This window comes from Mucilaginibacter lappiensis (assembly GCF_900155965.1).
Lineage (GTDB): Bacteria > Bacteroidota > Bacteroidia > Sphingobacteriales > Sphingobacteriaceae > Mucilaginibacter > Mucilaginibacter lappiensis.
Genome location: NZ_FTMG01000015.1, coordinates 63992 through 89815 on the forward strand (window position 1 = coordinate 63992; position 25824 = coordinate 89815).

Consider the following 25824-nt stretch of genomic DNA (forward strand, 5'->3'; position numbering starts at 1 on the left):
TTAAGGCAAGCTTAAAAGCCGCTATCATCCAATGCGAATGTATTTTTACGGTCTTTCCACTTACCTTTTGTGAAATCAGGGAATTCCAGTGTTTTGCCTTCTTTTACAGATTGGGTTGATAGGGGCGCTATTACGCTCATGGTAACGGAATCATACACATCAATAGGTGTTTGGCGTTTGTGTTTTACCGACTCAATAAATGCGTTGAATACAAACCAGTCCATACCTCCATGCCCGGCACCTGCTGCTTCGGCATCGTGTTTTTTCCATAGCGGGTGATCATACTTGGCAAACCATTCTTTTGCCGGATCCCAGCTATCATCTTCTTTTGATTTATGATCGATATAGATAGATTGGTTGACATCCATCCAGATACCTTTAGTACCCTGAACCCGGAAACCCAATGAATACGGACGTGGCAAATGCGTATCATGCGATAACAAAACGGTTTCGCCATTGGCACAGTTAATCATGGTGGTAGTAACGTCGCCATTTTTGTAGTTGAGTTTAGCATTCGGGTGCCCTGGAGATAATTCCTCCACATAGGCCGCCAAACCACGCGCTTTTGAACTGAACGAAACGAGGCTCGTAAACCTGTTGCCCCTGGTAATATCTATATAATGCATCACCGGACCTGCGCCATGTGTAGGATATAAGTCCCCATCACGATCGATGTTAAACTGGGTGCGCCATTGGGCCTCGCTTAAGGCTTTTGGTCCATATTCAACACCTTTACCGCCGTAGCGGCCTTTGCCGTCATTAAACAATACATCCCGGAGGTTATGCTGATATCCGCCTTCCAGGTGTACCAATTCGCCAAATAAGCCCTGCCTAACCATGTTTAAAGCTGCCATTACATCACGACGGTAGCATACGTTTTCGAGGGTCATATAAGGGATGCCTGTTTTTTCGGATGTTTTAACAATGTCCCAGTGCTCCTCAACGGTTAAGCCTGCAATTACTTCGCAGCCTACATATTTGCCTGCTTTCATGGCATCAATAGATTGCTGGTAGTGAAACTGCCATGGGGTAGCAATAATTACCGCATCAATATCATTTCTTTCGAGTAGTTTTTTGTAAGCGTCAATACCACCGGTGTATTCTTTGGCTGCCGGTCTGCCTTTTTTGGCTAAAAACTCCCGGCAGATGTTTAGGGAATGTTCCTGGGTATCGCATATCGCAACAATCTCTACATCGTCGCGCAGGGCACCTTCAGAAATGTGGCTCATGCCCCGGGCACCTACGCCAATATAACCAAGTCGTACTTTGCCGTTATCTTTGGCAAATAAGCTACCTGTTGGCAGTATGGTAAGTCCTGCAGCCGCAATGGCGCTGTTTTTTACAAATGTTCTTCTGTCCATTTATGTTATTGTTTGATAATGATTTATTAGTTTGAATTGATGGTCTGGTTTACAAGCATGTTTCGGGATTGAAGTTATTGATCATATTTATAAAATCAACCGATCGTCACCTCCAAATACGCCGCAAACGTTTGATAGTGCTAGTCATTTACCCCAAACTCAAAAATAGTACGACTTTTAAACTGCTCGCCCGGATTTAATACTGTACTTGGAAAATGAGGTTTATTGGGTGCATCCGGATAATGCTGTGTTTCAAGACACAACCCGCTCCTGAACGGATAATTGCTGTTTTGTTTACCTATACAGGTTTCATCTAAAAAATTGCCTGTATAAATATGTATGGCAGGTTCTGTGGTAAAAACGTTTAATACCCTTTTGCTGGTAGGTTCAAAAACGGTAGCCGCCAGTTTTAACTCGGCCGAGTCCTGCTTTTTTACCACCCAGGAATGATCGTACCCACGACTTAACACCAGTTGTGGGTTATCATCGTTGATACGCTTGCCAATGGCTGTGGGTTCTGTAAAATCAAAGGGCGTGCCGCTCACCGGGGTAATGGTACCTTCGGGTACCTGCATGGCGTTTACGGGCAAGTAATCTGCTAACGGTAGCTGGAGTTGATGATCTAAAATCGAGCCGTTATTATGGCCGGCCAGGTTAAAATAGGCATGCTGTGTTAAATTGATCAGGGTTGATTGATCGGTTACGGCATCAAAATCAACTATTAGCTGGCTGTGGTTATTGAGGGTATAAGTAACTGTAGTCGTCAGGTTTCCGGGGAAGCCTTCTTCTCCATCTTTACTCAGGTACTCCAGGATTACACCAACCCCATCTTCATTGTTAAATGACTGTGATTGCCATACTTTTTTATTAAAGCCAACCTTGCCGCCATGATGATGAAAACCGCCATCCTTAACCGTAAGCTGGTGTGTTGTACCATTTATCTCTACCTTACCGCCGGCAATACGGTTGGCAAAACGCCCCACTATGGTACCGATATAAAACTGATCATCAACATAGCCCTGTAGGTCGTCATATCCTAATACAACATCGGCCATATTGCCCTGATGATCCGGAACGGATAACGATTGTATAGCGGCGCCAAAATTGGTAATGGAAACTTTTACGCCGTGATCATTGCTTAGTTGGTAACGAAATATCTGCTGATTGTTAAAATTGCCCCAATGATGCTGGCTGATATGGTATTTCATGCGATGTATGGTTTAAATAGAATAATGGAAATTAGTATTTTCATTGATAAGGCCACTCAAATAACTGCACAAAATATCACGCAAACGTTTGCAATCTGCGCGTCAGATCCCGGCTGTTTGTGTCAGTTTCAAATATGCTGATGTATCGGATGAAATGGATATCTCATCCTGGTTTATTAAATCTTCTAAAATGCACGATCAGGTAATATTTTATAATATTGACGTTATAAATATTATTACTGTTTGTAATTATCTTTTATTAAGATAATTAGCTTTTGCATAATAAAAAATACACAAACGTTTGCGGGTGCTTTTTCATAAGTAATTAATTACGTTTGGCTAAAATTTGCCTTTAAATGATGCTTGACCAGATCCTGGAACTATACGGACTTAACACCAATAACTATCACATTAAAAGTTTTGGTACAGGATTGATCAATCATACCTGGAAAGTTAGCGGCCCCGAAAATTATATTCTTCAGCGTATTAATCCATACGTTTTTAAAAATCCGGAAGCTATTGCCGAAAATATGGCCTTACTGGCCGAATATCTTAAACACACTGCACCCAATTATCTTTTCGTAGCGCCAATTCCCACATTAAAAGGTGAGCGCATGGCTGAAATAAATCATAAAGAATACTATCGCCTTTTCCCTTTTATTGATAACTCGGTAACTATTACCGAAATTACAAATCAACAGGAAGCCTTTGAGGCAGCCCAGCAATTTGGAAAATTCACTTACTTATTGAGAGATTTCAAACTGGAAAAACTGCATTATACGTTACCCCAATTTCATGATCTGAAACTGCGGTTTGATCAGTTCAAAGAGGCTTGTTCAACCGCCGGAGCCGACAAACTGGCCATAGCCGCAACTGCTATTAACGATATTTATAAATATCAGGGCATATTATTTACTTATATGCAATTGATTGATCACCAGCAATTGCCCTTGCGCGTTATACACCACGACACCAAGATTAGTAACGTATTGTTTGATCAGCATCATAACGGTTTATGCGTGATTGACCTGGATACGGTGATGCCCGGTTATTTTTTGAGTGATGTAGGAGATATGCTCCGAACTTACCTCTCGCCGGCAAATGAGGAAGAACGTGATTTTTCAAAGATACAGATCAATGAAGAGTGTTTTTATGCCATTTATAAAGGTTATGTTTCGGCTATGGGTACAGCTTTGACACCAGCAGAGAAAGAATACTTTACTTATTCTGGCAAATATATGATCTATATGCAGGTGCTTAGGTTCCTGACCGATTTTTTAAATGACGATATCTATTACCACACTACTTATCCCTTGCAAAACCTGGTAAGGGCGCAAAATCAGTTAAAGTTGCTGGAGCAATTCACCAGATCCGAAAACAGATTTAAGAAGTTTATTGAATATTTTAGCTTTAAGCATGATAACATAGTGAATTGATACGGTGATCATTTATGACAAAAAGAGGCTGCTTCCAAAGTGTGAAAACAGCCTCTTTTATTTTGATCTATTGATCCCGGGAATTAATGATAACCCGGATTTTGATCTTGTGGTGTTATCTGAGGATTTAGCTTCAATTCGGTATCCGGTATGGGATACAGGTTATTAAATGCCTGAATTGTTCCGGATTGGGCAGTCCATTTGTTGTACTTTTTAGTACGGTCAACCAATAGCCCGGTTCTGATCAGATCGATACGGCGCCAGCCCTCCGCGAAAAGTTCCCGGGTACGTTCATCCATGATATTGGTACGGAAATCGGCTTGTGCCATCGCGCCCCACATTTTATCGCTGGGCAATGTACCACCCCAGGCACGGGCCCTTACCTGGTTAACTACGGTTATAGCTTCGCCTGTTCTGCTCAGCTCATTCAAACATTCGGCATAACATAGTTTGATATCGCCTAAACGAAGTACCGGCATGTCTTTTCCGGAGTTATACATGTTGTTATAACCCAAACCACTATGTGTATCGGTACGAAAATCTTCATACTTTTTTACATGGGGCTTTAGCTCATCAAAGTCATTACCCAAACCTTCCCACGAAATAATGTCGAGCGTTGGTGTAACTCCATAATAGGTAAAATCATAGCGGATACTTTCGTTACGGCGCACATCGCCATCTTCCCATATACCACCATTAGCCACAGTTTCATAAGCGTGTATGGTTGGAACTACCTTGTCATAACCAGAATAATAACAGCCATCGCCAAATGTATTTTGCACCGCACGTGAACCTATTTGGAACTGCACTTTATTATTGTTTGGGGATACCGGGCTGTACTGGAACTCCAGAATGGCTTCTGCGGTATTGGGTTTATTATAATCCCAAAGATCGGGGTAGGGTACCAGGGTATATCTGCCCATCATTTTTTCAAAGCAATCACGAGCCTTATCAAAATCGCGCAGACCGGTTGATACCGGTGCCGACATATAAGCCTTACCCAACATAGCCAAGGCCGCGCCGCTTGTGGCTCTGCCTGGATCATTTTTGTCCGGGCAAAAAGCGGACGCTTTGGTCAAATCGGCGATGATAAATGTCCACACATCTTTAAGCGGCTGGCGTTTAAGGCCCAGTTGTGATTCGCGACTCAAATCCCTGATCGGTATTTCGCCCCAGTACATGGCCAGTTCAAAGTCAATAAATCCTCTGATAAAACAAGCTTCGCCCACAATCCCGGCTTCTACCGAACCTGCCTGTAATGTCGGTTTATCAACCCCATTGATGATTTTGGCAGCTTCATTAACCAAAGGCCAGCGAAGGTTCCATTGGGTGGTTACCTGACCTTGTAATGAATTAAGGTTACCATCGTACCTGTCCAATCCGCCTTTGGATGCATCACTTTTCATCTGATAAGCGCCCTGCTGGGTTTCGTCGGTACCCATCATTAAAACAGTTCCCTGCTCATCCACACGGTTATTTAACCAGCTGGCATATACACCCTTTAAACTTGTTTGTACCAGGTTTATATCTGAATACACCTTATTTTCATCCAGTTTTGTCAAACTGTCTTGGTTCAGGAATTTTTTGCAGGAAGCTGAACATATTACCGTTCCGGCAATCAATATATTTATAATGGTTTTTTTCATGATCTTTTGCATTGAAGTTTAAAATCCAAAATTTACCCCAAGAACAAATGTCCTTACCGGCGGATAACCGTAATCGCCGGTTTCCGGATCAAGCCCTTTGTATTTGGTAATACAGAACAAGTTTGAGCCTGTGGCGTATATCCGTACCCGATTGGCATGCCAGCTGTTCAGCAATTTTTGCGGCAGGTTGTATCCTAAAGTAAGTGCCGATAAACGCAGATAAGAGGCGTCCTGAATGGCATAGTCCAGATCGGAAGGGTTATACCGGTTATAGCTGGTATTGTCAATTACACGGGGGATATTGGTATTGGTGTTGGTTGGTGTCCAGCGGTTTAACAGATCGGTTGAAGCCATGCTTGAGCCAACACTGTTGATCAAACCTTCATAATAACTACTAATCTTTTTGGCGCCATGCGAGTAAACAAATACAGCGTTCAGAACTATGCCTTTATAAGAAAGGTCTGTTGAAAAGCCACCATAGTATTTCGGATCTTCGTTACCCACAATCTGCCTGTCGTACTGGTTAACAATGCCGTCTTTAACTCCGTTAGGGCCCGAAACATCCAGCGCGAATAAATCGCCCAGACCTACTGTTTTACCATTATAATTAAGTCCCTGCCATTCTGCACGGTTTGATTCCTGTGCTATACCGCCCGAACGCAAGGTATAGATGCTATGCAGTGATTGACCAATAAATAAATTGTTTTCACGACTATCGCCCGAAGTGCTATATATCACTGTAGCATTGCCGTACAACTGTTTTACGGTGTTTTTGGCAAATGATATATTGCCCGATAATGACCAGTTCCAGTCTTTGCTTTTGATTACCTGACCGCTTAATGACAGGTCGATACCTTTGTTATTTACACGGCCAATGTTTTGTAATTGGTGAGTATACCCGGTGGTGGTAGCCAGGCCACGATCAAGCAGCAGGTTATCATTGTTGATGTAAAACGCATCAGCAGTAACAGAGAGGCGCGAGTTCAGGAATGCCATATCCAAACCAAGGTTGGCTTGTTTTTGCCTTTCCCAGGTCAAATCAGGGTTACCTTTAAGGCCATCATTGGATAGCAAGGCATTGTTATTGTTCACCTTTGAACCATACAGCGTTTGGAAAGCATAATTGGTAATGTCCTGGTTACCTACAACACCGTAACCTACCCGAAGGCTCAATTGATCAAATACTTTCTGCTGTTTCAGGAAATCTTCTTTGTGAATATCCCATCTTACTGAAGCTGAGGGGAAAATACCATATTGATGCCCGGGAGCAAACCTGGAAGAACCGTCATCGCGGGCGGTAGCTGTCAGAAAATACTTGTCATCATAACTATAAGTAAAACGAGCGATTACCGAAAAAATGGAGTAGGCATAATAGTTTGACCAAATGGTTGTTTTGTCCTGTGCTGCTGCGCCTCCAAGATCATGATATAAAAGGTCATTACTTGCAAAGCGGTCGCCCTGGGCCCAAACATCATCAGAGGTACGCTTACTGGCACTGGTACCCAATAAGGCGGTAATGCGATGTTTGGAGTTAAAGGTTTTACTATATGTAGCCGTATTATCCCATTGCCAGTACAGATCATTCCAGCGTTCTGACTTGGCACGCGCATCGCCATTATAGTTGCGGATAGCTTCCTGTATGTTATTCGGCGTAAAGGTAGAGTAGCTTTGCTGACCGTAGTCAACAGAATAGGTGGAGCGTATATCCAAACCAGGTATTGGGTTTACATTGACAAAGTTTGATGTTACCAGGCGGTTACGGTTTTGATCGCGGGTAATATTAAGCGCGTTGAACGGGTTAAAATTATTGTTACTGTTTTGGCCCAGAGCACGATAATATATGGTAAGGTAATTAGGAGTATACCTGGTAGCTGTTGCCCTGTATGGGGCATAGTTTAAAAGAGGGTTAGCATTGATAGCCTGGTTATATGCATCGTCATCGGCCTGGGTGTCGTCTGTACGGGTGTAACCGGTATTGGTACCGATTTTTAACCACTTTTTAATTAAATAATCAGCATTAAACCTGCCGGTATATTTATTTTGATTTACGGTTTGAATAAGCCCCTTTGTGCCGGCATACCCCAAGCTCAGGTAAAATGAGCCTTTTTCTGTACCACCTGCAAAGCTTAATGCATGGTTTTGCTGATAGCCAGTTTGTGAGATAGCTTTAAGCCAGTCATAACTTTTACCGCTGTTATTGGTATCAAATTCCTGCTGCGAAAATGCCAGGTTGGTTTTAAGCAAAGTATTATTGATGTAATCCTGTCTGTTGGCGTTAGGGTTATCTTTAATGTAGCCGTTGGCATAAGCATCTACCCGTAAATCAAACAACTGCTGGGCGCTCATGGTTTCAGGTCTTTTGGCATAGTTAGAAAAGCCGGCCCAGCCATCATAGCTGATGGTGCCATCACCAGATGATTTCTTGCCTTTTTTGGTGGTGATAACCACTACACCGTTGGCACCGCGTGAACCGTAAAGCGCCGTAGCAGAAGCATCCTTTAATATAGACACTGATTCAACATCGTTCATATTGATGGAATTGAAGCCACCCAGGTTGTTTTCCATGATCAAACCATCCACTACATAAATAGGGGTTGAGCCGGAATTGATGGTATTGGTACCGCGGATTTTGATCACGGGATCATCACTTGGTTTAGAGCCACCGCCAATAAATACACCAGCCACACGACCTTGTAAAGCACTGCTAACATTGGTAACCGGGCGTTCCTGCAATGTTTTGGCATCTACGTTGCTTACGGAGCCTGTAAGATCGCCTTTTTTGAAGGTGGTACCTACCACTACTATCTCTGCAAGGTTGTTGTTTGATGTTACCATGGTAATTTTCATAGGCTCGGTTGTGGCAAGCATTTCCTTTGGCTCAAAACCTACGGCAGTGAAAACCAACACCGTACCCGGACTTACATTAAGCGAAAAATTACCATTGATATCTGTAACTGTTCCGGTTTTGGTGCCTTTAATAGTTACCGTAACACCAGGAACCGTCAATCCTTTATCATCGATAATATTGCCCGTGATAGGGGCCTGGGTCATATCCAGGTCGGCTCTTTTCATAACTATCTCGGAGGTATTATTCCTGATCACGATTACATCACCTGAAACCTCATAAGCCAGGTTAAGCGGCGTAAATAGTTCAGTTAATACGGTTCCTAACGTTTTGTCTGTGAATGATGCATTCACTTTTTGGTTATCATTGATTAGCGCCGGGCTGAATGCAAAGTTGACATGGTATTTCTGTTCCAGCTTTTTGATGACTGCTTTTAGCGCGATATTGCTTTCGCTCACAGTAATTTTCGTATCTAAAATGGCCTGCGCTTTACCATCTTTTGCAATGGCGCTTCCTAATAATGAGAGACTTAATGTTAACTGTAAAAATGTGATCTTCATTATTTTTACGAGTATAGGTTTATATTTCATAAATTTGGTTAGAGTTAATGATTCGTTAATAACTTGACAAAAAAGCCCCTGCTCAACCTTTACAAGAGGTTACAGTAAATGAGTATCGATCATTTTGGGGCTAAACATTTGGACCGGCAGTACCGCAAATACTGCCGGTTTGTTTTTTAGGTGGGTTTAAGTATTTCTTTCTCTCATCATATTAAATAGGTTTAATAATAGGTTAATTGGTTGGTATAGGGTTTAGATTTTGGCTGTTGATAATAATACGGCCATCGGTAAATTGGCAGGTGGCATTAATAGCCTTACATATCAGTTTTACTTTTTCGTCCAACGGCCTGTCATAAATAGACATAGTAAGACCAATGTTTCCCAACTTAGTTTTATCATATTCAACATTTACATCATAATCCTTATTTATCCTGTCAATAATTGCGGATAGAGGGGCATTATCAAAAGTGAAATCTTTTTTCGCTATCTCCTTGGATAGTTTTAATGGCACCGCGAGTGTTTCTTTCTTAAAACTTAGCTCTTTTTCTGTATAAGTAACTTGTTGGTTAGGCGTTAGAATAATCTCATTTTGATGCTTACCTGCTTTTGTTGTGGTTTTTTGGTTATAAACCAATACTCTACCAGTGTTTACCACAACCTTAAAGCTCTGGTTATTTTGTGTGCTTTTTACAGTAAAGCTGGTACCTAACACCCGCACAACCATATCATGGCTATGCACCTGGAAAGGCATTTGTGGATTTTTGTGTACCTCGAAAAAGGCTTCTCCATCTAAAAAAACCTCTCTTTTATCATGAAATGAGCGCAGGTATCTAAGTCCCGACCCTGGTTTTAAAACTGCAAGGCTGCCATCGCTCATCTGCACCAGCTTTGAGTTCGGCGTATGGTTAACTACTTGCAAAAATGAATCGGCCTGTGCAACCTGGCTGGCCGGTAATGCCTGATGATTATATTTCTTAAAAAAAAGAAAGCCGGCACTAGTAACAAGTACAATCGTGGCGGCAACGCGAAACCAGCCGGTTTGGTAAAACCGGGGTCTGAATACATTGGGTTCATCCTGCTCAAGAGTTTGTTGGCGGATGTTGGTTACCATGGCGCTTAGCTCTGCATTGGTCAATTCCTCTTTAAGCGGATTAACCCTAATAGATAATATAATGGCTCGCGCCTGATCAACGACCTTTTTTCGATCGGGATTTTCAACAAGCCATTGCTTCCAGAAAACCTGGTGAGCTGGTTGGCTTTTTAAAACCCAGTCAATAAAAAAATCATCATGTAAAAAGTCTTCGACTTCGTAATTCGTGTAGCTGGTCACAGGAAATAGATTCAATTGGTTATAACCTATATATTCCGAATTGACTGGATATTACCCTCTTGAAAGATGAAAAATTTAATATTTTTTGTGATTTTACTATAACTGTCTGATAAACAATTGTATAATTTACAAATCCAGGCTTGAAAACGCAATCAATAAGATAACCCATTCTGTCCTGAAGTTTTTATAAGCCTTTTGCAGGAGGTTATGAACCGATTGTTTGCTGATCTCCATGATCTGTGAAATGTTATCAAAATCAAGGTTCTCATAAAAACGGAGGTACATGATCTCGCGCTGGCGGGGAGGGAGGGCGTTTAGTACCTGTTGTATCCTGGAGCTTAAATTTTTGGTTTCCAGGTCGGTTATCATTTTCGATTCAATGTTAAATTCAACCAAAAACTCATAATTTTCATCAAGCTCCTCGCTGCGGTTCCATTTGGATTGATCGCGGAATATGCGCAGGCGCACGGCTTTAAACAAGTACCATTTTACAGCCGGGGTGGGGCTAATACGCAGCCTTCTGTTCCATAACTCCAGGAATACATCCTGTATACAATCCTTCAGGAAATCCTTGTCCTGGTAAATGCGGTAGCCATAGTTAAAAAGAGGTTTGGAGTACTTTTGAATAAGCTGGGTATAGGCCAATTCATCGCCATCCCTAAACAGATCCCAAAGTTCAGAATCATCAGTAATAATCAGCTTATCGTTATCGGGACCCATTTTGGTTACACTTTCATATCAACCTATTCCATAGATACTATTCAGATCCGGAATTGATACCTATTGATCTGATTTAAATTGACTATGGCAAATAAAGTCAAAGTTATTCAAAAGTTAATTAACCCTAAGGGTTTGTGGCCAAACGCGTAAAAAAATGTTCAAACAAATAAAAAGCCCTCAGGATGCAATCCAGGGGCTTTTCAAAAACAGTAATATTTAATGTAACTTAATGAGTTGGCTCTCCGGCAGATAAAAGGATGCCTTCATGTGCATTCTCTACGCCATTAGCAAAACCGTTATGGTTGATAAACATCTTTTCATTTTCGATCATGAAGTGTGCCCCATCAACCTTAAAGTTTCCTTTAATGGTGAGTACGGCATCTGGTTGTTGTACACCTATCTCGTTCACAATATGGCTGCCTAAACCATGAAATTCATGCTCATTTAACTGGTAAACATCTAATACCGGCTCGTGGTGACCGGTTTGAAATACCCAAACTCGATTGGCGTCTGTTTCAACATGAACAGACGATGGCCCGCTCTCCAACTTGTTGCCGCTTATTTTGATGACCTCACCTGTTAAAGAAGTGATGTTGGCATCAATAACGAGTGAACGATCTTCTGAGCCCCGTTGATGGTTATAAAATGAAAGTACCTTTAAAAATTCGGTGTTTTTATCACCGTCTGTGTAGGTCAGGGTGTTTTGGCGGCTTAAAAAAATGCTGGTACCAAAAATAAATGCATGTTTCATAACGGTATTAATTGTTTGGTTTAATTGATTAATTATTGAACGTATCATGTATTGAAATGTTTTAATACTGAATAACTTATCATTGAGCTTTGTGACAAAGTAAAACTGAGCCTCTCACCAAAATTCTGTACTTTTTTATTGTTCAATTTTACCGGTATATTTTATATCCCTTAGCATGGACTTTATTCAAAAAATACTGCAATACTATCATACCGAATCGAGGCATGGCTTTACCGGAGCGGCGTTAGGCGTATTCTTATTAATAGCCGGGCTGGTATTATGGCGTTTTGCCAAACCGCTATCCTTATTAAAAGGACTATCGCTGCCTTTTCTTGTTATTGGCCTGGTAATGGGTATAGGTGGTTTTGGCGATGGATACGTAACCAGGAAAGCGCTGCCCCAAAAGTTGCGTTTATACCAGGAAAACAAACAGGCTTTTTTCAAAGAGGAAGTATCGAAAGTAGAACGGACGCACCATTCCTGGCTGCGTATCAGGATAGTTTGGAGTGTGCTGACACTTGCCGGTGTCCTATTGCTTTTTACGGTGAAAAAAAGTTATTGGCTGGGCGTGGGACTGGGCACTTTGCTCATGGGTATAACAGGCAACGCGGAAGAGGCTATTTCCATGCGCTTCAATGAACGTTATTACCGGGAAGTATTACAAGCGGCCAAACCACAGATGATAACACAGATCCAAGAAACAGAATCCCGCATACTCATACCTGTAACAGTTCAGCGCCTGCGAAGTAAAAATGTCGCCATTGAAGCCATACAAAATGATCAGCCAACAGCAGCAAGGGATACATTACCGCCCCTGCCGTCCCCTTTATTCCTGGATACTATTACCATAAGCAGATCATTTGAAAAGCCGGCTGCGGTTTTAGCCATCAATAAGATAACCGATCAGGCAAATGAACCTGACGAGATAGAAATCATTAAACCGGTAAAAAAGAAAAAGCTACTCGACTATTATCACTCAGATCTTATTAGGGAGAATAATGTATCAGCAAAACATTGCTGGTTTGGCAAAAAGTATCTTGATTGAAATGCTATTGATTCTTGATTTTTAGTGTTACATTGTAATAACCTATTACGCTATGAAAAGAAAAACATTTATTCAATTAAGCACCACCTTAATGGCCACACCGTTATTGTCATCGTTAGAGGGCTGGGCCCAGGCTCCACGTTTAAAAAACTGGGCCGGTAATCTTACCTTCAGCACCGATCATGTATTCTACCCCAAATCAGTTCAGGAAGTTCAACAGCTGGTTAAAACGCATGCAAAGCTTAAGGTATTAGGCACAAGGCATTGTTTTAATACCATTGCCGATAGTAAAGACAACCTGCTCTCCACTAAAGAGCTGAATAAGGTGCTGAGCCTTGATAAAAAAGGGCACACGGTTACCGTTGAAGGGGGCATTAAATACGGCGAACTGGCCCCGTACCTGCATAAAGTGGGTTTTGCCTTAAATAACCTGGCCTCTTTACCACATATCTCAGTGGCTGGGTCTATCACCACGGCAACGCATGGCTCTGGTGTTAAAAACGGTAACCTTTCCAGCGCGGTTACAGCCCTGGAAATTGTAACGGCCGATGGCAATATCGTCCACTTGTCTAAAGCTACAGATGCAGAAAAGCTGAACGCGGCGGTTGTAGGCCTTGGCGCCCTTGGTGTTATCACCAAAGTCACCTTACAGGTGGAGCCAACTTATATGATGCAGCAGCGGGTATTTACCCGGATGCCCATGGCACAGGTAAAGCAAAACTTTGAAAAAATAGTGTCTGCCGGCTACAGCGTTAGTTTATTTACCGACTGGCAGCAGGATAGCATCAATGAGGTCTGGATAAAAAGCCGCATCGGTACGGATAAAGACCACAATGGCCCCGAGTTTTACGGAGCCAAAGCCGCAACAAAAAATGTACACCCTATCATCGCCCTCTCTGCCGAAAACTGTACCGAGCAAATGGGCGTACCCGGGCCTTGGTATGAACGCCTGCCACACTTTAAGATGGGATTTACCCCCAGCAGCGGTAAAGAGCTGCAGTCGGAATATTTTGTGCCGATACACCATGCGGTAGAAGCCATAAGTGCCATAGCCCGTTTGGGCAAACAGATCGGGCCGCATTTATTTATCACCGAGATCCGTACCATTGCCGCCGACAAATTATGGATGAGCCCATGCCATAATCAAACCTCGGTTACCATTCATTTTACCTGGAAACAGGAAACAGCCGCAGTGCTAAAACTGCTGCCGCTGATTGAAAAAGAGCTTTCTCCTTTTAATGCTCGGCCACATTGGGGTAAAATATTTACCATGGCACCCAAAGTTCTGGAATCGCGCTATGAAAAACTGAACGATTTTAAAAAGTTGGTTGCCGAGTATGATCCGAAAGGAAAGTTTAGGAATGATTTTTTGAGTAAGGAGATATACGGGTAACTGAGGATAAGAATAAAATCAAGTATGTCATTTCGACCGGAGGGAGAAACTATCTCTTGAGCGACAGCGAAAAATCTTTTGCGCGCGATAAGTCCAGCGCAAAAGATTTCTCCTCGTACCCCGTTCGAAATGACATTGGGTTTTATTAAGGTATTGAATTTATAATTCAATAGGGGTTAATCCCACGTAGAAGATAACTAATTCTGGCGTTTACAAATGATGACAAGCTAGCTTCTAAATTTGTTAATCTGGGGTAATCTGGATCTAAGTTTTTATCTAAATCAGCTTGATATACTATTGGATCATCTACTTCTTCATCCAAATACACGAATAAAAAAATAGAGCTTCCTCTATGCACATCTATCACAAAGAAAGGTCGTGTAATGATGTTGAGACTCCGGTCTACTAACCAGCCTCGGGCATCGTCCTGCATTTCTTCCTGATTTTCATTCAACCCATAATCCAAAACGTAACAATCCTGGCCAGCAATGAACAACAGTTCTCTCAAGGAGGTAGGGAATTGATTGCCGCTATTATAAGTAGTTTCTAAACTGATGATCTCATCAATAGTTAGTGGTTTAAGAACAAAAGAATGATCACGTCCATCAGCCATATCACCTGCTGTTGGCCTAATTACAGGGTTATTATTGAGTACAGTTTGATATTTTATTTCCATAAATCAATTTATGTTTAGTAATCCTTTTCGTCCCCTCAGGGCCTCCTGAAATGGGCCCTGAGGTTCACGCAAAAGGAAATGTCATTTCGAACGAGGTACGAGGAGAAATCTTTTACGCAAAGCTTATCAATCGTAAAAGATTTTTCGCTGTCGCTCAAGAGATAGTTTCTCTCTCCGTTCGAAATGACATTTTTTTATTGATGCCGTTCCCCCTCAGGACAACTTTATTTTATCCCACAGCTTACATTCCACCACCTGGGCAATTACCTGTTCGCGATAGTTGCGACTAATAGATATACGGTGCGTTTGTATAAAGATCTCGTTGCCTTCAAGCCCCTCTATTTTACTGATGGAAACGATGTATGATTTATGCACGCGGATAAAAGCCCGGCTATCCAGGTTCTGCTCCAGGTTTTTGAGGTTCAGCAGCGTCATGTATTTGCCCTTTACCGTGTAAATGCTCACATAGTTTTGCATACCCTCCACATACATAATGTCGTCGAAATAGATTTTTTCGTATTTGTTACCGCATTTGATAAAGAAATAATCGGCGTCAGGTTCCTCTTTTTGAATACCGCTTTGGGCCGATTGGGTAAGCAGCCGATGATAATCTTTGGCCTTATTAGCCGATTTAAAAAAACGATCGAACGTAACGGGCTTCAATAAATAATCAAGCACATTAAGCTGGAAACCTTCCAGCGCATAACTGGGATAGGCGGTGGTGATGATAACCATGGGCGGGTTCTGCACGATCTTTAAAAAATCGATACCATTCATTTTGGGCATCTGTATATCCAGGAATATCAAGTCGACGGGGTGCTCATCCAGCAGTTTCATCAGCGCGATCGGATTTTCGCAGGTGCCCGTCAACTGTAAAAAATCAACTTCCCTTACATAGTTGGCCAGGCCTTCCCGGGCCAATGGTTCATCGTCAATAATTACACAGTTGATCATCTTTTAATTTTTTGGATTAAGGATTTTTGGAACAAGGAGCAAGGATTCTTGTCATTCATGATTTTACTTTTTATTCTTTGCTTCAAAAATCTTTGCTCTTTGTTCCTTCTATCCTTGTTCTAATAACCCATGTTCTTTGTTCCAAAAGTCCTTATTCTCAAATCCCAGTTCGCTCAGTTTTAGTCGGAGCTTAACCTCAAAACAATTGTCGGCATGCTGTATATCCAGCTCATGCTGGTCGGGGTAAAGCAGATCCAGCCTGCGCTGTACATTTTTTAAACCAATGCCGCCGTAAGTCACCGCTTCGTTTGCTTCGTCGGGCGATGTGCTGTTAGTGATCAGCAAATCTAGCTGCCCTTCGTTGGTGCTCAATTTTATGCTGATCCAATTGGGGCTGTCGCTATGTTTGGATACGTGTTTAAATGCATTTTCTACAAAGGTCATGAGTATAAATGGCGCTATGCCCCAATATTCGATACTTGGTTGTTCAACCTCAAATATTACCTCCACATTATTATTTTGACGAAGTTTTTCCAGCTCGATAAAATTTTTCAGGTAGGTGATCTCCTTGTCGAGTGAGATCTGCTGATCGTTACATTCATACAGCTGGTACCGCAGCAGTCCCGAAAATTTGGCCAGCGAATCGGAAGCCATATCCGGGTTTTTGTGGATCAGGAAAAAAATAGAATTGATGCTGTTGAACAGGAAATGCGGGTTAAACTGGTATTTTAAAAATTTGAGCTCTGTTTCCAGCTTTTCCTTTTCCATAATTTGTTGCTTCCGCTGGGCCTGAATCCAGTTTTTGGTTAGCTTGATGCTCATCGCAAGCGTCATACTGGCCAAAGTGGATGGGAGCGAAGTATTAAAAAAATGGAAAAAGCTGCCTGCTTCGGCCCCAAACATTTTTGTTATGGTGCAATGGGCCAAAAATGCGCTTAAATAATAGCCTGTGTTTATTAACGACGAGGCGCAAATAATGGTAATAGCCAGGTAAATAATATACTGCGGCAGTCTGTTTTTCTCCAGGTAACGAGGTATCAGGAAATATAAATTAAAATATACCGCAAGCGCCTGAAAGATTACATAAAAGAGGATCTTGACAGTATAAGCCGAAAAGAACATAGAACTTGCGGCCGCCAAAGCATCGCCCACGGCAATTACCCACCAAAAATAATGATAAACGCACCAAAACGGAATGTGATACAGCTTGTATTTAAACAACCAGTTCTGGCTTAATTTATCGGCTGCTAATGCGTTCATTTTGTTTTTAAATCCTGGATGTCATTTCGAACGATAGTGAGAAATCTTCTGCTGTGAGCAGTGTTCGCTTTGTATGGCTCTATAGGATTTCTCCTCGTTCCTCGTTCGAAATGACAATGTTTTTTAGTTTCCGAATGACTAATCGCTAAATATCTTAAAGTTACGCAATTACTATTATTATATACATCCCCAATACATGAACGCCATAAAGTAATTGACCATTTACATCACCCAGAGTATAAGCGGTAAATTAACCCGCTCCAACTATCGTTTTTATAGCTTTTACCTGCTTTTGTGTAGTTTATCAATTATAACCAGCCACTGGTCATTCTCATTTTTATCTTACCAGCCACCGATATTTCTTTGAACCGGATAAACAAGCCGGACATGAAAACCAAAGCCCTCTGTTTAAATATTTTATGTTTTCTGCTGATGCAAAACGCCTTTGGGCAGATAAGCGGAAAACTCGTGACGACCGATGGCAAACCACTTTCGTTTGCCAATGTATTGCTGCTTAAAGCCACAGATACATCGGCAGTAAGAAGCGCGCAAACCAACGCCGATGGTATTTACCTGATAGAAAATACGCCTGTAGGGAATTATAAGCTCAGGCTCAGTAGTATCGGCTACCAAACCTGGGATTCACCTGTTTTTGGGATTAACGCCCGTACGGCTAACAAGAATTTTGGTACTACCATTATGCAGGAAACTACCCGGCAGTTAGGCGAGGTAGTGATTAAAGCCAGCAAACCACTGTATCAGCAGCGTCCAGACGGCATGGTGGTGAATGTGGAAAGTAGCTTATTGACCAAAGGGAGCAGTGCGCTGCAGGTTTTGGAGCGGTCGCCCGGGGTGGTGATCGACCATCGAAACAATAGCATCAATTTAAATGGTAAAAGCGGGGTAATGGTGATGATGGATGGCAAACTGATGCGTATACCGATGGATCAGGTAGTGAATATGCTCAGCGGTATGAGTGCCGCCAACATCGAAAAAATAGAATTACTCAGTACCCCGCCGGCCGGGTATGATGCCGAAGGCAGCGCAGGTATCATTAACATCGTAACCAAAAAGAACAAAAAACAAGGTACCAACGGCTCTTTTTCCGCAACGGGTGGTTATGGCTGGGGCGAAAAGGGTACGGCAAGCTTTAACCTGGCGCACAATACAACAAATGTGAATTTATATGGTTTCTACACCTTTTCGCACGACAGAACCTATACCGATCTGTTTATTACCAGTACCCAGAATATGCCTTTCCTGGGCGGTAATGTAGCGGTTGTTTTTAATAGCCATACCAAACGGGTACAGAATGATCATAATGCCAATATAGGGGCCGATATAAAACTCGGTTCAAAAACAACTTTAAGCGGTAATATTACCTACAATAGCAGCAATGCGGATTATACTACTACTAATCACGCCCTTTATAATGTACTGCCTGATTCTTTATTAACCTATGATGGACTAAATACCTCTCAAAATAGCTGGAATAACCTGGTGAGTTCGGTCGGTATCGACCAGCAAATAAATACTGGTGAGAAACTCAGTTTTGACGCGGATTACATCTATTACCATAACGATAACCCATCGCAGGTGCAAACTACATTTGTGAATAAGCATGGGCAGGTGGCGGGGACTAACGATAGTTTAAATTCGCCGCAGCAACGGGGTTTTGCTCTTACAACCATTAAAGTAGGGGTAGCTAAGGTTAATTATACTAAACAGTTGAGTACTAAACTGAAACTGGAAACAGGCATCAAAGGAACCTATACCACCAGTTCCAGCTCATCGGGCCTGGAAAGCCTGCTGGATAATGTATGGGTTAAAAGAACAGAATCGGCTAATCAGATCTATATGAAAGAAGGTATCGGGGCCGCTTATGCTTCATTTAATTCGCAAATAAGTACATCCATGAATCTGACTGTAGGGGTAAGGTATGAGTACTCCTACACTGACATGGATGATCCTAACACAGGTAAGAGCCTGGTTAACCGTAAACTGGGTGTACTGTTCCCCAGTATCTTATTTTCGAAAAAACTAAACGAAAATGCCGAACTGCAATTCTCCTATAGCAAACGGATTAACCGGCCTACTTATAACGACCTGGCATCGTATGTGGGCTACAGCGACCCTACGGCTGTGTATACCGGTAATCCTTTCCTGAAACCTACTATCACCAATAACATAAAACTGGGTTATAATTATCGTGATTATTCCTTCTCCCTGCTTTATAGCCGCGATGATAACCCCATAGCTCGGTATCAGCTCAGCACCGGGCCCTCAAAAGACCTGCTGTATATTTCACCTCAAAACCTGAGCTACCAAAGCAACTTTACTTTTCAGGTAAACCTGCCCTTTAAAATAAACAACTGGTGGGACATGACTTACAGTTTTACAGGCGGACTGAGCCAGTTTAAGGGGAGCGGCTATTCGGTATTTCCGTTCCAGAAAAGCTATTTTATTTATACATCTAACTTTAATGAATCATTTAAGCTCCCGAAAAAATATTCATTGGAGCTTTCGGGCTGGTACAATTCGCAATGGTATAACGGTACCACAAAAATTGATGGTCTTGGCTCCCTGAACGCGGGCATAAAAAAGGAATTAAATAATAATGGTGGGAGTTTTCAGCTTTCTGTAGCCGATATTTTAAGAAGCATAAGGGTGCATGTTCATTACGGCACGTTAACGCAGGAACCTTTTAATATCAAAAGCTATGTAGATGTACATACAGAATCGAGCAAGTTCCCCATCATCAAACTCACCTATTCCAAATCATTTGGCAGCACGCGGGCAAGCAGCCAGGCCAAGCAGGGAGCTGGGGACGAAAGGGATAGGCTGAGGAAAGATTAATATTGGATTTTGAGACTTAGGATTGTTGGGATTTTTGGACTGTGAGACTTTGGAAGTAAAGATTCTTGGATCAAAGATCTTGGGAATAAGGATTTTTGAAGTAAAGAACAAAAAAATAAAACACAGGCGATAAGAAATCCTTCTTCCTAAAGTCCTAAAGTCCTAAAGTCCTAAAGTCCTGCTGACATACTGCTGTCACGGCCCTGTACCAGTTTTGTATAGAAATACAAAGCTAAATGAACAGGACAGACAGGCTATTGGAGGTGCTGGCCGTTTTACAAACCCAAAAGGTGGTAACGGTTGACTACTTAAAAGAGAGATTCCATATCAGCACCCGTACCCTTTACCGCGATATTCAGCTGCTTACCGAATTAAGAATAACCGTGCAATATGAAAATGAAAAAGGTTATTTTATTCTGAAAGGCTACCGTAGTCCTGCGCCTGAAACCCCTGTCAATATTCAGGATCTCGGACAGGTTTCCCAAAGCATTATATTGATACCTGATCATTTGAAGAACGATGTTCTGGCTTTACTCCAGGCTGGTAATAATGTGGCAAAATAGGGTTTTGATAGTGTTTCAGTGTGAAATTTAATTTTCATTGGTAGCCTCAACCCCATAGCGTATTGCCGCTTCAAGTACATGTATGTTTATATCTTTCAGCGCTTTGAACCTAATGCAATACCCGGTCACGCTCGCCTTGCCTATTTCTTTCCCATATGTTTGGGCTAAGTATGTTTTATCCTTAATACCAAGGATATAAATAGAGATTCCGGTTGTGTTTGCGCTTAAACCAATCTGAAAAAAATCCCGGGTTTTCCCATCAGCATATTTTATGGTGTAAAACCCATAGCCTATATTAGGGTTACTAACGGTTTTATTTTCGCTGTTTTTACCATCATCGAACCATAATTTACCCCCTGGTAAAACCTCCATTACAAGATGGTGCAACTCTTGCATATCGCTACGCTTTGCCTCAGGTTGGCTGTTTATATACTCTTTGATTTGTTCTTGTACGTTCATATGAAATATGGAATTATGGGTTGCTTACTTTTCCTTTTTAAATTTCGCTTTATTTTTAGTCATACACTTATTCATTTCGTTTACCTTCCTTCAAAAGTACTTTCTTCTTTTATCTGTTTATCATTCAAATTTCAGGCCGAGGTGCTATCCATGTCTTGGTTTTGCGCCTGAATTTTCGTATATTTACCATAATCAACGGCCTGGTTTTCTGATAAAAAAGAGAACCAGGCCGTTTTGTTAAGAGAAAATAGAGGTCAAAAATCAACCATTTTGTGTTAAATGTATTGAATATCAATTATTTGATACTTTTTAAACCTTTCAAAACGCATCAAAATCATGTTAAAATTTGTTAAAAAGTGTTAAAATCGATGGTTTTGAATGAATTTTGCCCCGTTTTTACCCCGTTTTTGAGCAGAAAAGTGTTAAAATTTAAGGTTTAAAAAGTTTTTGACGGCACCAATCCGCAAGTGCCTGATCAATTTTGGTTAGAGCTGTATCTGACACATCCGAATAACTATTAGTCCAGACTATCCTTAAAACCAGACCCCGGTTTGTCTGGCTTTTAACGCCCTGTTTTATTCCTACTGCTTATGATCCGCTTAATCATAAAAATGTCATTTGCCGAAAATAATTTAAATAAAGACTAAGGGTTAAGCAGATTTAGCTTGACTGTATTGCAGAATATTTTCATGACGAGTAAGGGTAAATGAACCTGAACGTGTTTCAAGAGAAATATGAATTAAAAAAGCAACATCAAACTGTATACAAGGGAGGATCCACCTGGTAGCCGGTTTGGTAAAACAAATCATCAAATAATCAAAAAAACTCCACAACAACTCATGAAAACAAAGATCTTGTCTTTAATTGCGATAGTTACAGTATCATTCGCGCTATCAGCACAGGCACAGCAAAATACACCGGTAGAGGAAGGCGTATCTGCGCCCATAACGTCGGTACCTAATTTAGGTTCATTTGAAGCTGATTATACCTATTCTCCCTTTAAAATTGACGGTAAGGATATGAATATACAGCAAGTGAACGGCAGCCTTACCTTACCCTTATACAGTAAGATGCAAAATGGTAAAGTTGATTTTTTCCTGGCAGGAGTAGGGTACAGCGGCTTATTTCTATCTGGCATGGGCAATCAGTTTGGGGGTAACAACTTTCACTCATTTTCGGTTCCCCTTACCTTTCAAAAGGCATTTTCGCCCAAATATGCCTTGCTTATTTCAGCTGTACCAACACTGTCATCTGATCTGAAAGACATCTCCGGTAATGATATGCTTTATACAGGAGTGGCTATGTTAAAGATCAGGAAATCAGCTAAATTCACCTATTCAATAGGAGTAGTCTATTCTAAACAATTCTTTGGTTCGGTACTTGTTCCTGTATTTGGTATTGATTGGAATATTTCCGACAAACTAAGTTTATCAGGAACCATCCCGGTTTCTGAAAAGCTAAACTATAAGCTATCCAAGAAAAGTAATTTTGGCTTAAGTGGCGATTTTGGCATCGGTGGTGGCACTTATCGTTTATCAAAAAAGATGAACTCCGACTATTTCCAGGCACAGCAGTTCAAGGCTTCGCTATACTACAACTATGCGCTGGCTAAGAATTTCTCGGTAGAGGTGAGTGCCGGGTATAATGTAGTCCAAAAGCTTGATCTGTATGATAAAGACCAAAAAGTTAACTGGGTACCATTTAACAACCTCGACAAAAGAGGTGCTCCTTTAACAGAATTAAAGAAAACAGGCGTTGCTGTTTCAACCGGCATTAACTACCGATTCTAAAAATCCTTCGAACCGTACAATTTTATTCCCCTAAAACAAAGTAATGATGATTAAACAGACATATGCACCAACGCTGACAGTTACCACAGTAGAAGTTTTTAAAACAGATGTTCAAAATGTTGATCAATCGGTTATACTTATCCTTAAACTCAGACAATATATTCCCGGTATCGAAATAAATTTTGATCTGGAAGATTGTGACCGTGTTTTACGGATTGAGGGAGAACATGTCCCGGTGCCAAGAGTTATTAAGTTGATGAATAATAACGGATATTTTTGTGAGCTTTTATAAGTAGGTCAGTATTTATAAAAAAAGCCACCCGGTTATTTCGGGTGGCTTTTAGAGCTTTATTGTGGCATTAATGTCTTGAACCAAGGTCTCCATCGCGTGGGTCACCGCTGATCTGGCGGGTTAATTCATTGCAATAGTTTATCTGCCCATCCTGAATGTGAAACTCAGCTATTACCTGAACTTCGCCTGAACGACCCTCTTTCGTGATCGCCATCACCCGGTGATTGGTGAAAATAATATCGTTATCCTGGGCTATCGTGTCAAAAATTATAGATATAGATGCTATAGCCTCTTTAACTGCCTTAATGTGTTTCGTAAACTCGCTGAAATGTAATGTTTTACCATCTACCTGTTGTACATAATCTGTACTGAAATAACGTTTAACAATGGCTTCGTCATAGCCTGGGATTTCAAAAATGTTTTGAAATATTTCTTTTATTAACTTTTTATGGTCTTTCATTTATTTGTTGTTTTAATGATGCAAAGCAACAGCAAAAGTCCGTCTGGAAAAATAGATGATGACGGGGAACTATTGGACTATTTGCGGTTATTTTCACCTGATTTATTATAAATATGCAGTAATTATTGGTGTTAATTGGTTTCTGATAACAGACATGTACCACAACTTTTTAATTTGCTATGCGATTTGCAACTGAAAAGTTACTGTAATAACATTATTTATTAACCCGGATTTAACTTAAATTGAACACGTAAAGTTCAACTTTGAACCGGGTATTTATGATGCATCAAAAATGATGTGTTTAATGCTCATAAATTATTTCTGCAACGGATAGATGAGCATTGTAAAAGGAATATTTACGCACAAAAGCGAGTCGGACAGGTCAATTGAACAAATAGACCTGGATGTTCTTTTCAAAGAACATTACGACAGGCTGGTATATTTTTCTTTTCAATTGCTTAAGGATAAAGATCATGCCGAGGATATTGTGCAGGATGCATTTATAAAATATTGGAATCACCGCGAAACGGTAATGCAGGATAGCATAGCCATCAAGAATTTCCTATATAGCTCAGTTCGTAACGCAAGCCTTAACAGCATTAGGCATCATAAAGTAGTAGAGGGCTATATACAATATTATGGAAATACTGAACCTGAAGAACCACCAATAATTGAAGCCATGATTACGGCCGAGGCTATGGCCGAAATTCATGCTGCCCTCCATGCCCTGCCAGATAATTACAGATCGATATCTATCATGGGTTATTTCGACGGAAAAAAGAATCAGGAAATTGCCGATGAGCTAAATATGTCTATCAATACGGTAAAAAAGCAAAAACAAAGAGCCCTGGAACTGCTGCGGGTAAAACTCTCGCCCGAATTATTTACCTGGTTTGCATTAGCGGTACTTACTTTCAAGAAATAAATATGATTACTGTAGCATCTCAAGCTTCTTTTGAATCACCTGTTTATCAGCAGATGTGCGGGCTATGGAAAGGGCTATTTTAAAATTACTTTTTGCTTTCTCGTTATCAATATCGGTATAAAGCTCACCCAGTAGGGTAAAATAAAATTGATTATCAGTTAGCTTTAATTTCTCGGCTTCCACAATCGCTTCGGCTTTGCTGTTGGCTTTTGATAAGGCGAAGGTACGGTTCAGCGCGGCAATGGGGGAGTAAGCTATCTGTAATAAACGATTGTATAGTTGCAGCACGTTTTCCCATTTTTCTTTAGTATCTTTCTTTTGAGTACTCCAATAAGCTATGCTGGCCTCGATGTGATATTTGGAAAGGACGTTGCCGGTTGTGGCACATTTTAAAAAATAGGCGCCCTTGCTAATGAAGTCAGCGTTCCAAAGACTAACATCCTGATCGTCATACAAAATATGCTCTCCGTTTTTATCTAGGCGGGCTTCAAAGCGGGAAGCATGGAAACACATGAGCGATAGCAGGGCATTTACCTGCGGTTTGTTGGTGCTATTGTTTTCAATCAACATATTACACAAACGCATCGCTTCAAAGCACAGATCCTTACGTAGCGTTTGATTCTGACTAACTGAATAATAACCCTCACTAAATAACAGGTATATGGTTGTTAATACGTTTTCAAGGCGATCATCAATTTCAGCGGGACTGGGCAGCTCAATTTTTAGTTTTTCGTTCCTGATCTTTTCTTTAGCCCTGAATAAACGCTTGTTAACGGTTTCTTTATTGGTCAAAAAAGCCTCGGCAATTTCATCAATACCGAAACCACAAAGAATACGCAGTGATAAACCAATTTGTGCCTCGGGCGATATAGCAGGGTGACAAATGGCAAACATCATCTGCAATTGACTGTCGTTGATGTTTTGTGGCGACAGATCGATGTCCAATTCATGAAATTCAGAAGCGTTGATTTTTACTTCGGGCGATACCTTACTTTCAAAAACGGTATTACGCTGCAGATGATTTTTGGCTTTATTTTTGGCCACGTTATATAACCATGCGGTTGGATTAGGCGGAACGCCTTGAAAAGCCCAGGTTTGTGCCGCAGCTAAAAACGTATCGCTGGCAATATCTTCGGCAGTCTCCATTTGGTCAAAACCGAACCGGCGGCAAAGTACAGCTACTATCTTCCGGTATTCGGTTCTGAACAAGTGTGGTATGAGTTCCTGTTTTTGCATGGTAAGATGAGGGTTGGATTGACTCAATTAACCCAAAAGTGGGTTTACATAATTTTCC

21 protein-coding genes are annotated in these 25824 nt (G+C 41.2%); 8 read left to right on the forward strand and 13 right to left on the reverse strand.

The window, feature by feature from the left end; genetic code table 11:
• Positions 1-11: 11 nt before the first annotated feature.
• The gene (locus tag BW976_RS22685) at positions 12-1361 is read right to left on the reverse strand and encodes a Gfo/Idh/MocA family protein (protein ID WP_076376825.1); all 1350 of its coding nucleotides are present in this window, start codon (positions 1359-1361) and stop codon (positions 12-14) included.
• A 140-nt stretch (positions 1362-1501) separates the two neighbouring features.
• Positions 1502-2569, reverse strand: a complete 1068-nt coding sequence (locus tag BW976_RS22690) for an aldose epimerase family protein (RefSeq protein WP_076376827.1) — start codon at positions 2567-2569, stop codon at positions 1502-1504.
• A gap of 356 nt (positions 2570-2925) precedes the next feature.
• Here BW976_RS22690 and BW976_RS22695 point away from each other — a divergent pair, with 356 nt between their 5' ends.
• A complete protein-coding gene (locus BW976_RS22695) occupies positions 2926-4005 on the forward strand; it encodes a phosphotransferase enzyme family protein (RefSeq protein WP_245834770.1) in 1080 nt (359 codons plus the stop codon).
• A gap of 83 nt (positions 4006-4088) precedes the next feature.
• Here BW976_RS22695 and BW976_RS22700 read toward each other — a convergent pair whose 3' ends face one another.
• From BW976_RS22700 to BW976_RS22725, 5 genes are all read right to left on the reverse strand, one after another.
• Entirely contained in the window at positions 4089-5651 is a 1563-nt protein-coding gene (locus tag BW976_RS22700) for a RagB/SusD family nutrient uptake outer membrane protein (protein ID WP_076376983.1), read from the reverse strand.
• Positions 5652-5669: 18 nt separating this feature from the next.
• A complete protein-coding gene (locus BW976_RS22705; RefSeq protein ID WP_175614160.1) occupies positions 5670-9056 on the reverse strand; it encodes a TonB-dependent receptor in 3387 nt (1128 codons plus the stop codon).
• Positions 9057-9288: 232 nt separating this feature from the next.
• On the reverse strand, positions 9289-10386 hold the full coding sequence (locus BW976_RS22715; protein WP_076376829.1) for a FecR family protein: 1098 nt from the start codon (positions 10384-10386) through the stop codon (positions 9289-9291).
• Positions 10387-10512: 126 nt separating this feature from the next.
• A complete protein-coding gene (locus BW976_RS22720) occupies positions 10513-11106 on the reverse strand; it encodes an RNA polymerase sigma factor (protein WP_076376831.1) in 594 nt (197 codons plus the stop codon).
• Positions 11107-11332: 226 nt separating this feature from the next.
• Positions 11333-11857: a hypothetical protein gene (locus BW976_RS22725; protein ID WP_139332392.1), complete on the reverse strand. Its 525-nt coding sequence runs from the start codon at positions 11855-11857 to the stop codon at positions 11333-11335.
• Positions 11858-12032: 175 nt separating this feature from the next.
• Here BW976_RS22725 and BW976_RS22730 point away from each other — a divergent pair, with 175 nt between their 5' ends.
• Complete coding sequence (locus tag BW976_RS22730; protein WP_076376835.1) at positions 12033-12902, forward strand: hypothetical protein; 870 nt, start codon at positions 12033-12035, stop codon at positions 12900-12902.
• 52 nt (positions 12903-12954) lie between these two features.
• Positions 12955-14295, forward strand: a complete 1341-nt coding sequence (locus BW976_RS22735; RefSeq protein WP_076376837.1) for an FAD-binding protein — start codon at positions 12955-12957, stop codon at positions 14293-14295.
• Between the two features lie 166 nt (positions 14296-14461).
• On the opposite strand, the gene BW976_RS22740 is transcribed toward BW976_RS22735, so the two are convergent.
• From BW976_RS22740 to BW976_RS22750, 3 genes are all read right to left on the reverse strand, one after another.
• Positions 14462-14971 carry a hypothetical protein gene (locus BW976_RS22740; protein ID WP_076376839.1) on the reverse strand — a complete coding sequence of 170 codons (510 nt, stop codon included), beginning with the start codon at positions 14969-14971 and terminating at the stop codon, positions 14462-14464.
• A gap of 213 nt (positions 14972-15184) precedes the next feature.
• Entirely contained in the window at positions 15185-15925 is a 741-nt protein-coding gene (locus BW976_RS22745; RefSeq protein WP_084192318.1) for a LytR/AlgR family response regulator transcription factor, read from the reverse strand.
• Positions 15926-16033: 108 nt separating this feature from the next.
• Entirely contained in the window at positions 16034-17185 is a 1152-nt protein-coding gene (locus tag BW976_RS22750; RefSeq protein ID WP_076376841.1) for a sensor histidine kinase, read from the reverse strand.
• A gap of 387 nt (positions 17186-17572) precedes the next feature.
• Here BW976_RS22750 and BW976_RS22755 point away from each other — a divergent pair, with 387 nt between their 5' ends.
• Entirely contained in the window at positions 17573-20041 is a 2469-nt protein-coding gene (locus BW976_RS22755) for an outer membrane beta-barrel family protein (RefSeq protein WP_076376843.1), read from the forward strand.
• 236 nt (positions 20042-20277) lie between these two features.
• Complete coding sequence (locus tag BW976_RS22760; RefSeq protein ID WP_076376845.1) at positions 20278-20604, forward strand: helix-turn-helix transcriptional regulator; 327 nt, start codon at positions 20278-20280, stop codon at positions 20602-20604.
• Positions 20605-20631: 27 nt separating this feature from the next.
• Here the strand turns inward: BW976_RS22760 and BW976_RS22765 are convergent, their stop codons facing one another.
• Complete coding sequence (locus tag BW976_RS22765; protein ID WP_076376847.1) at positions 20632-21063, reverse strand: DUF1801 domain-containing protein; 432 nt, start codon at positions 21061-21063, stop codon at positions 20632-20634.
• An 839-nt stretch (positions 21064-21902) separates the two neighbouring features.
• Here BW976_RS22765 and BW976_RS22770 point away from each other — a divergent pair.
• Positions 21903-22853: a DUF6268 family outer membrane beta-barrel protein gene (locus tag BW976_RS22770; RefSeq protein ID WP_076376849.1), complete on the forward strand. Its 951-nt coding sequence runs from the start codon at positions 21903-21905 to the stop codon at positions 22851-22853.
• A 43-nt stretch (positions 22854-22896) separates the two neighbouring features.
• Entirely contained in the window at positions 22897-23145 is a 249-nt protein-coding gene (locus BW976_RS22775) for a hypothetical protein (RefSeq protein ID WP_139332393.1), read from the forward strand.
• 67 nt (positions 23146-23212) lie between these two features.
• Here BW976_RS22775 and BW976_RS22780 read toward each other — a convergent pair whose 3' ends face one another.
• Positions 23213-23605: a nuclear transport factor 2 family protein gene (locus BW976_RS22780; RefSeq protein WP_076376853.1), complete on the reverse strand. Its 393-nt coding sequence runs from the start codon at positions 23603-23605 to the stop codon at positions 23213-23215.
• A gap of 334 nt (positions 23606-23939) precedes the next feature.
• Here BW976_RS22780 and BW976_RS22785 point away from each other — a divergent pair, with 334 nt between their 5' ends.
• A complete protein-coding gene (locus BW976_RS22785; protein WP_076376855.1) occupies positions 23940-24530 on the forward strand; it encodes an RNA polymerase sigma-70 factor in 591 nt (196 codons plus the stop codon).
• 6 nt (positions 24531-24536) lie between these two features.
• Here BW976_RS22785 and BW976_RS22790 read toward each other — a convergent pair whose 3' ends face one another.
• The gene (locus tag BW976_RS22790) at positions 24537-25766 is read right to left on the reverse strand and encodes an RNA polymerase sigma factor (protein WP_076376857.1); all 1230 of its coding nucleotides are present in this window, start codon (positions 25764-25766) and stop codon (positions 24537-24539) included.
• Positions 25767-25824 lie beyond the last annotated feature (58 nt).

What these genes read in the sequence shown, in the direction of transcription:
- BW976_RS22685 (WP_076376825.1), bottom strand. Translation starts at nt 1,361, where the DNA reads ATGGACAGAAGAACATTTGTAAAAAACAGCGCCATTGCGGCTGCAGGA.
- BW976_RS22690 (WP_076376827.1), bottom strand. Translation starts at nt 2,569, where the DNA reads ATGAAATACCATATCAGCCAGCATCATTGGGGCAATTTTAACAATCAG.
- BW976_RS22695 (WP_245834770.1), top strand. Translation starts at nt 2,926, where the DNA reads ATGATGCTTGACCAGATCCTGGAACTATACGGACTTAACACCAATAAC.
- BW976_RS22700 (WP_076376983.1), bottom strand. Translation starts at nt 5,651, where the DNA reads ATGAAAAAAACCATTATAAATATATTGATTGCCGGAACGGTAATATGT.
- BW976_RS22705 (WP_175614160.1), bottom strand. Translation starts at nt 9,056, where the DNA reads ATGAAGATCACATTTTTACAGTTAACATTAAGTCTCTCATTATTAGGA.
- BW976_RS22720 (WP_076376831.1), bottom strand. Translation starts at nt 11,106, where the DNA reads ATGGGTCCCGATAACGATAAGCTGATTATTACTGATGATTCTGAACTT.
- BW976_RS22725 (WP_139332392.1), bottom strand. Translation starts at nt 11,857, where the DNA reads ATGAAACATGCATTTATTTTTGGTACCAGCATTTTTTTAAGCCGCCAA.
- BW976_RS22730 (WP_076376835.1), top strand. Translation starts at nt 12,033, where the DNA reads ATGGACTTTATTCAAAAAATACTGCAATACTATCATACCGAATCGAGG.
- BW976_RS22735 (WP_076376837.1), top strand. Translation starts at nt 12,955, where the DNA reads ATGAAAAGAAAAACATTTATTCAATTAAGCACCACCTTAATGGCCACA.
- BW976_RS22740 (WP_076376839.1), bottom strand. Translation starts at nt 14,971, where the DNA reads ATGGAAATAAAATATCAAACTGTACTCAATAATAACCCTGTAATTAGG.
- BW976_RS22745 (WP_084192318.1), bottom strand. Translation starts at nt 15,925, where the DNA reads ATGATCAACTGTGTAATTATTGACGATGAACCATTGGCCCGGGAAGGC.
- BW976_RS22750 (WP_076376841.1), bottom strand. Translation starts at nt 17,185, where the DNA reads ATGAACGCATTAGCAGCCGATAAATTAAGCCAGAACTGGTTGTTTAAA.
- BW976_RS22755 (WP_076376843.1), top strand. Translation starts at nt 17,573, where the DNA reads ATGAAAACCAAAGCCCTCTGTTTAAATATTTTATGTTTTCTGCTGATG.
- BW976_RS22760 (WP_076376845.1), top strand. Translation starts at nt 20,278, where the DNA reads ATGAACAGGACAGACAGGCTATTGGAGGTGCTGGCCGTTTTACAAACC.
- BW976_RS22765 (WP_076376847.1), bottom strand. Translation starts at nt 21,063, where the DNA reads ATGAACGTACAAGAACAAATCAAAGAGTATATAAACAGCCAACCTGAG.
- BW976_RS22770 (WP_076376849.1), top strand. Translation starts at nt 21,903, where the DNA reads ATGAAAACAAAGATCTTGTCTTTAATTGCGATAGTTACAGTATCATTC.
- BW976_RS22775 (WP_139332393.1), top strand. Translation starts at nt 22,897, where the DNA reads ATGATGATTAAACAGACATATGCACCAACGCTGACAGTTACCACAGTA.
- BW976_RS22780 (WP_076376853.1), bottom strand. Translation starts at nt 23,605, where the DNA reads ATGAAAGACCATAAAAAGTTAATAAAAGAAATATTTCAAAACATTTTT.
- BW976_RS22785 (WP_076376855.1), top strand. Translation starts at nt 23,940, where the DNA reads ATGAGCATTGTAAAAGGAATATTTACGCACAAAAGCGAGTCGGACAGG.
- BW976_RS22790 (WP_076376857.1), bottom strand. Translation starts at nt 25,766, where the DNA reads ATGCAAAAACAGGAACTCATACCACACTTGTTCAGAACCGAATACCGG.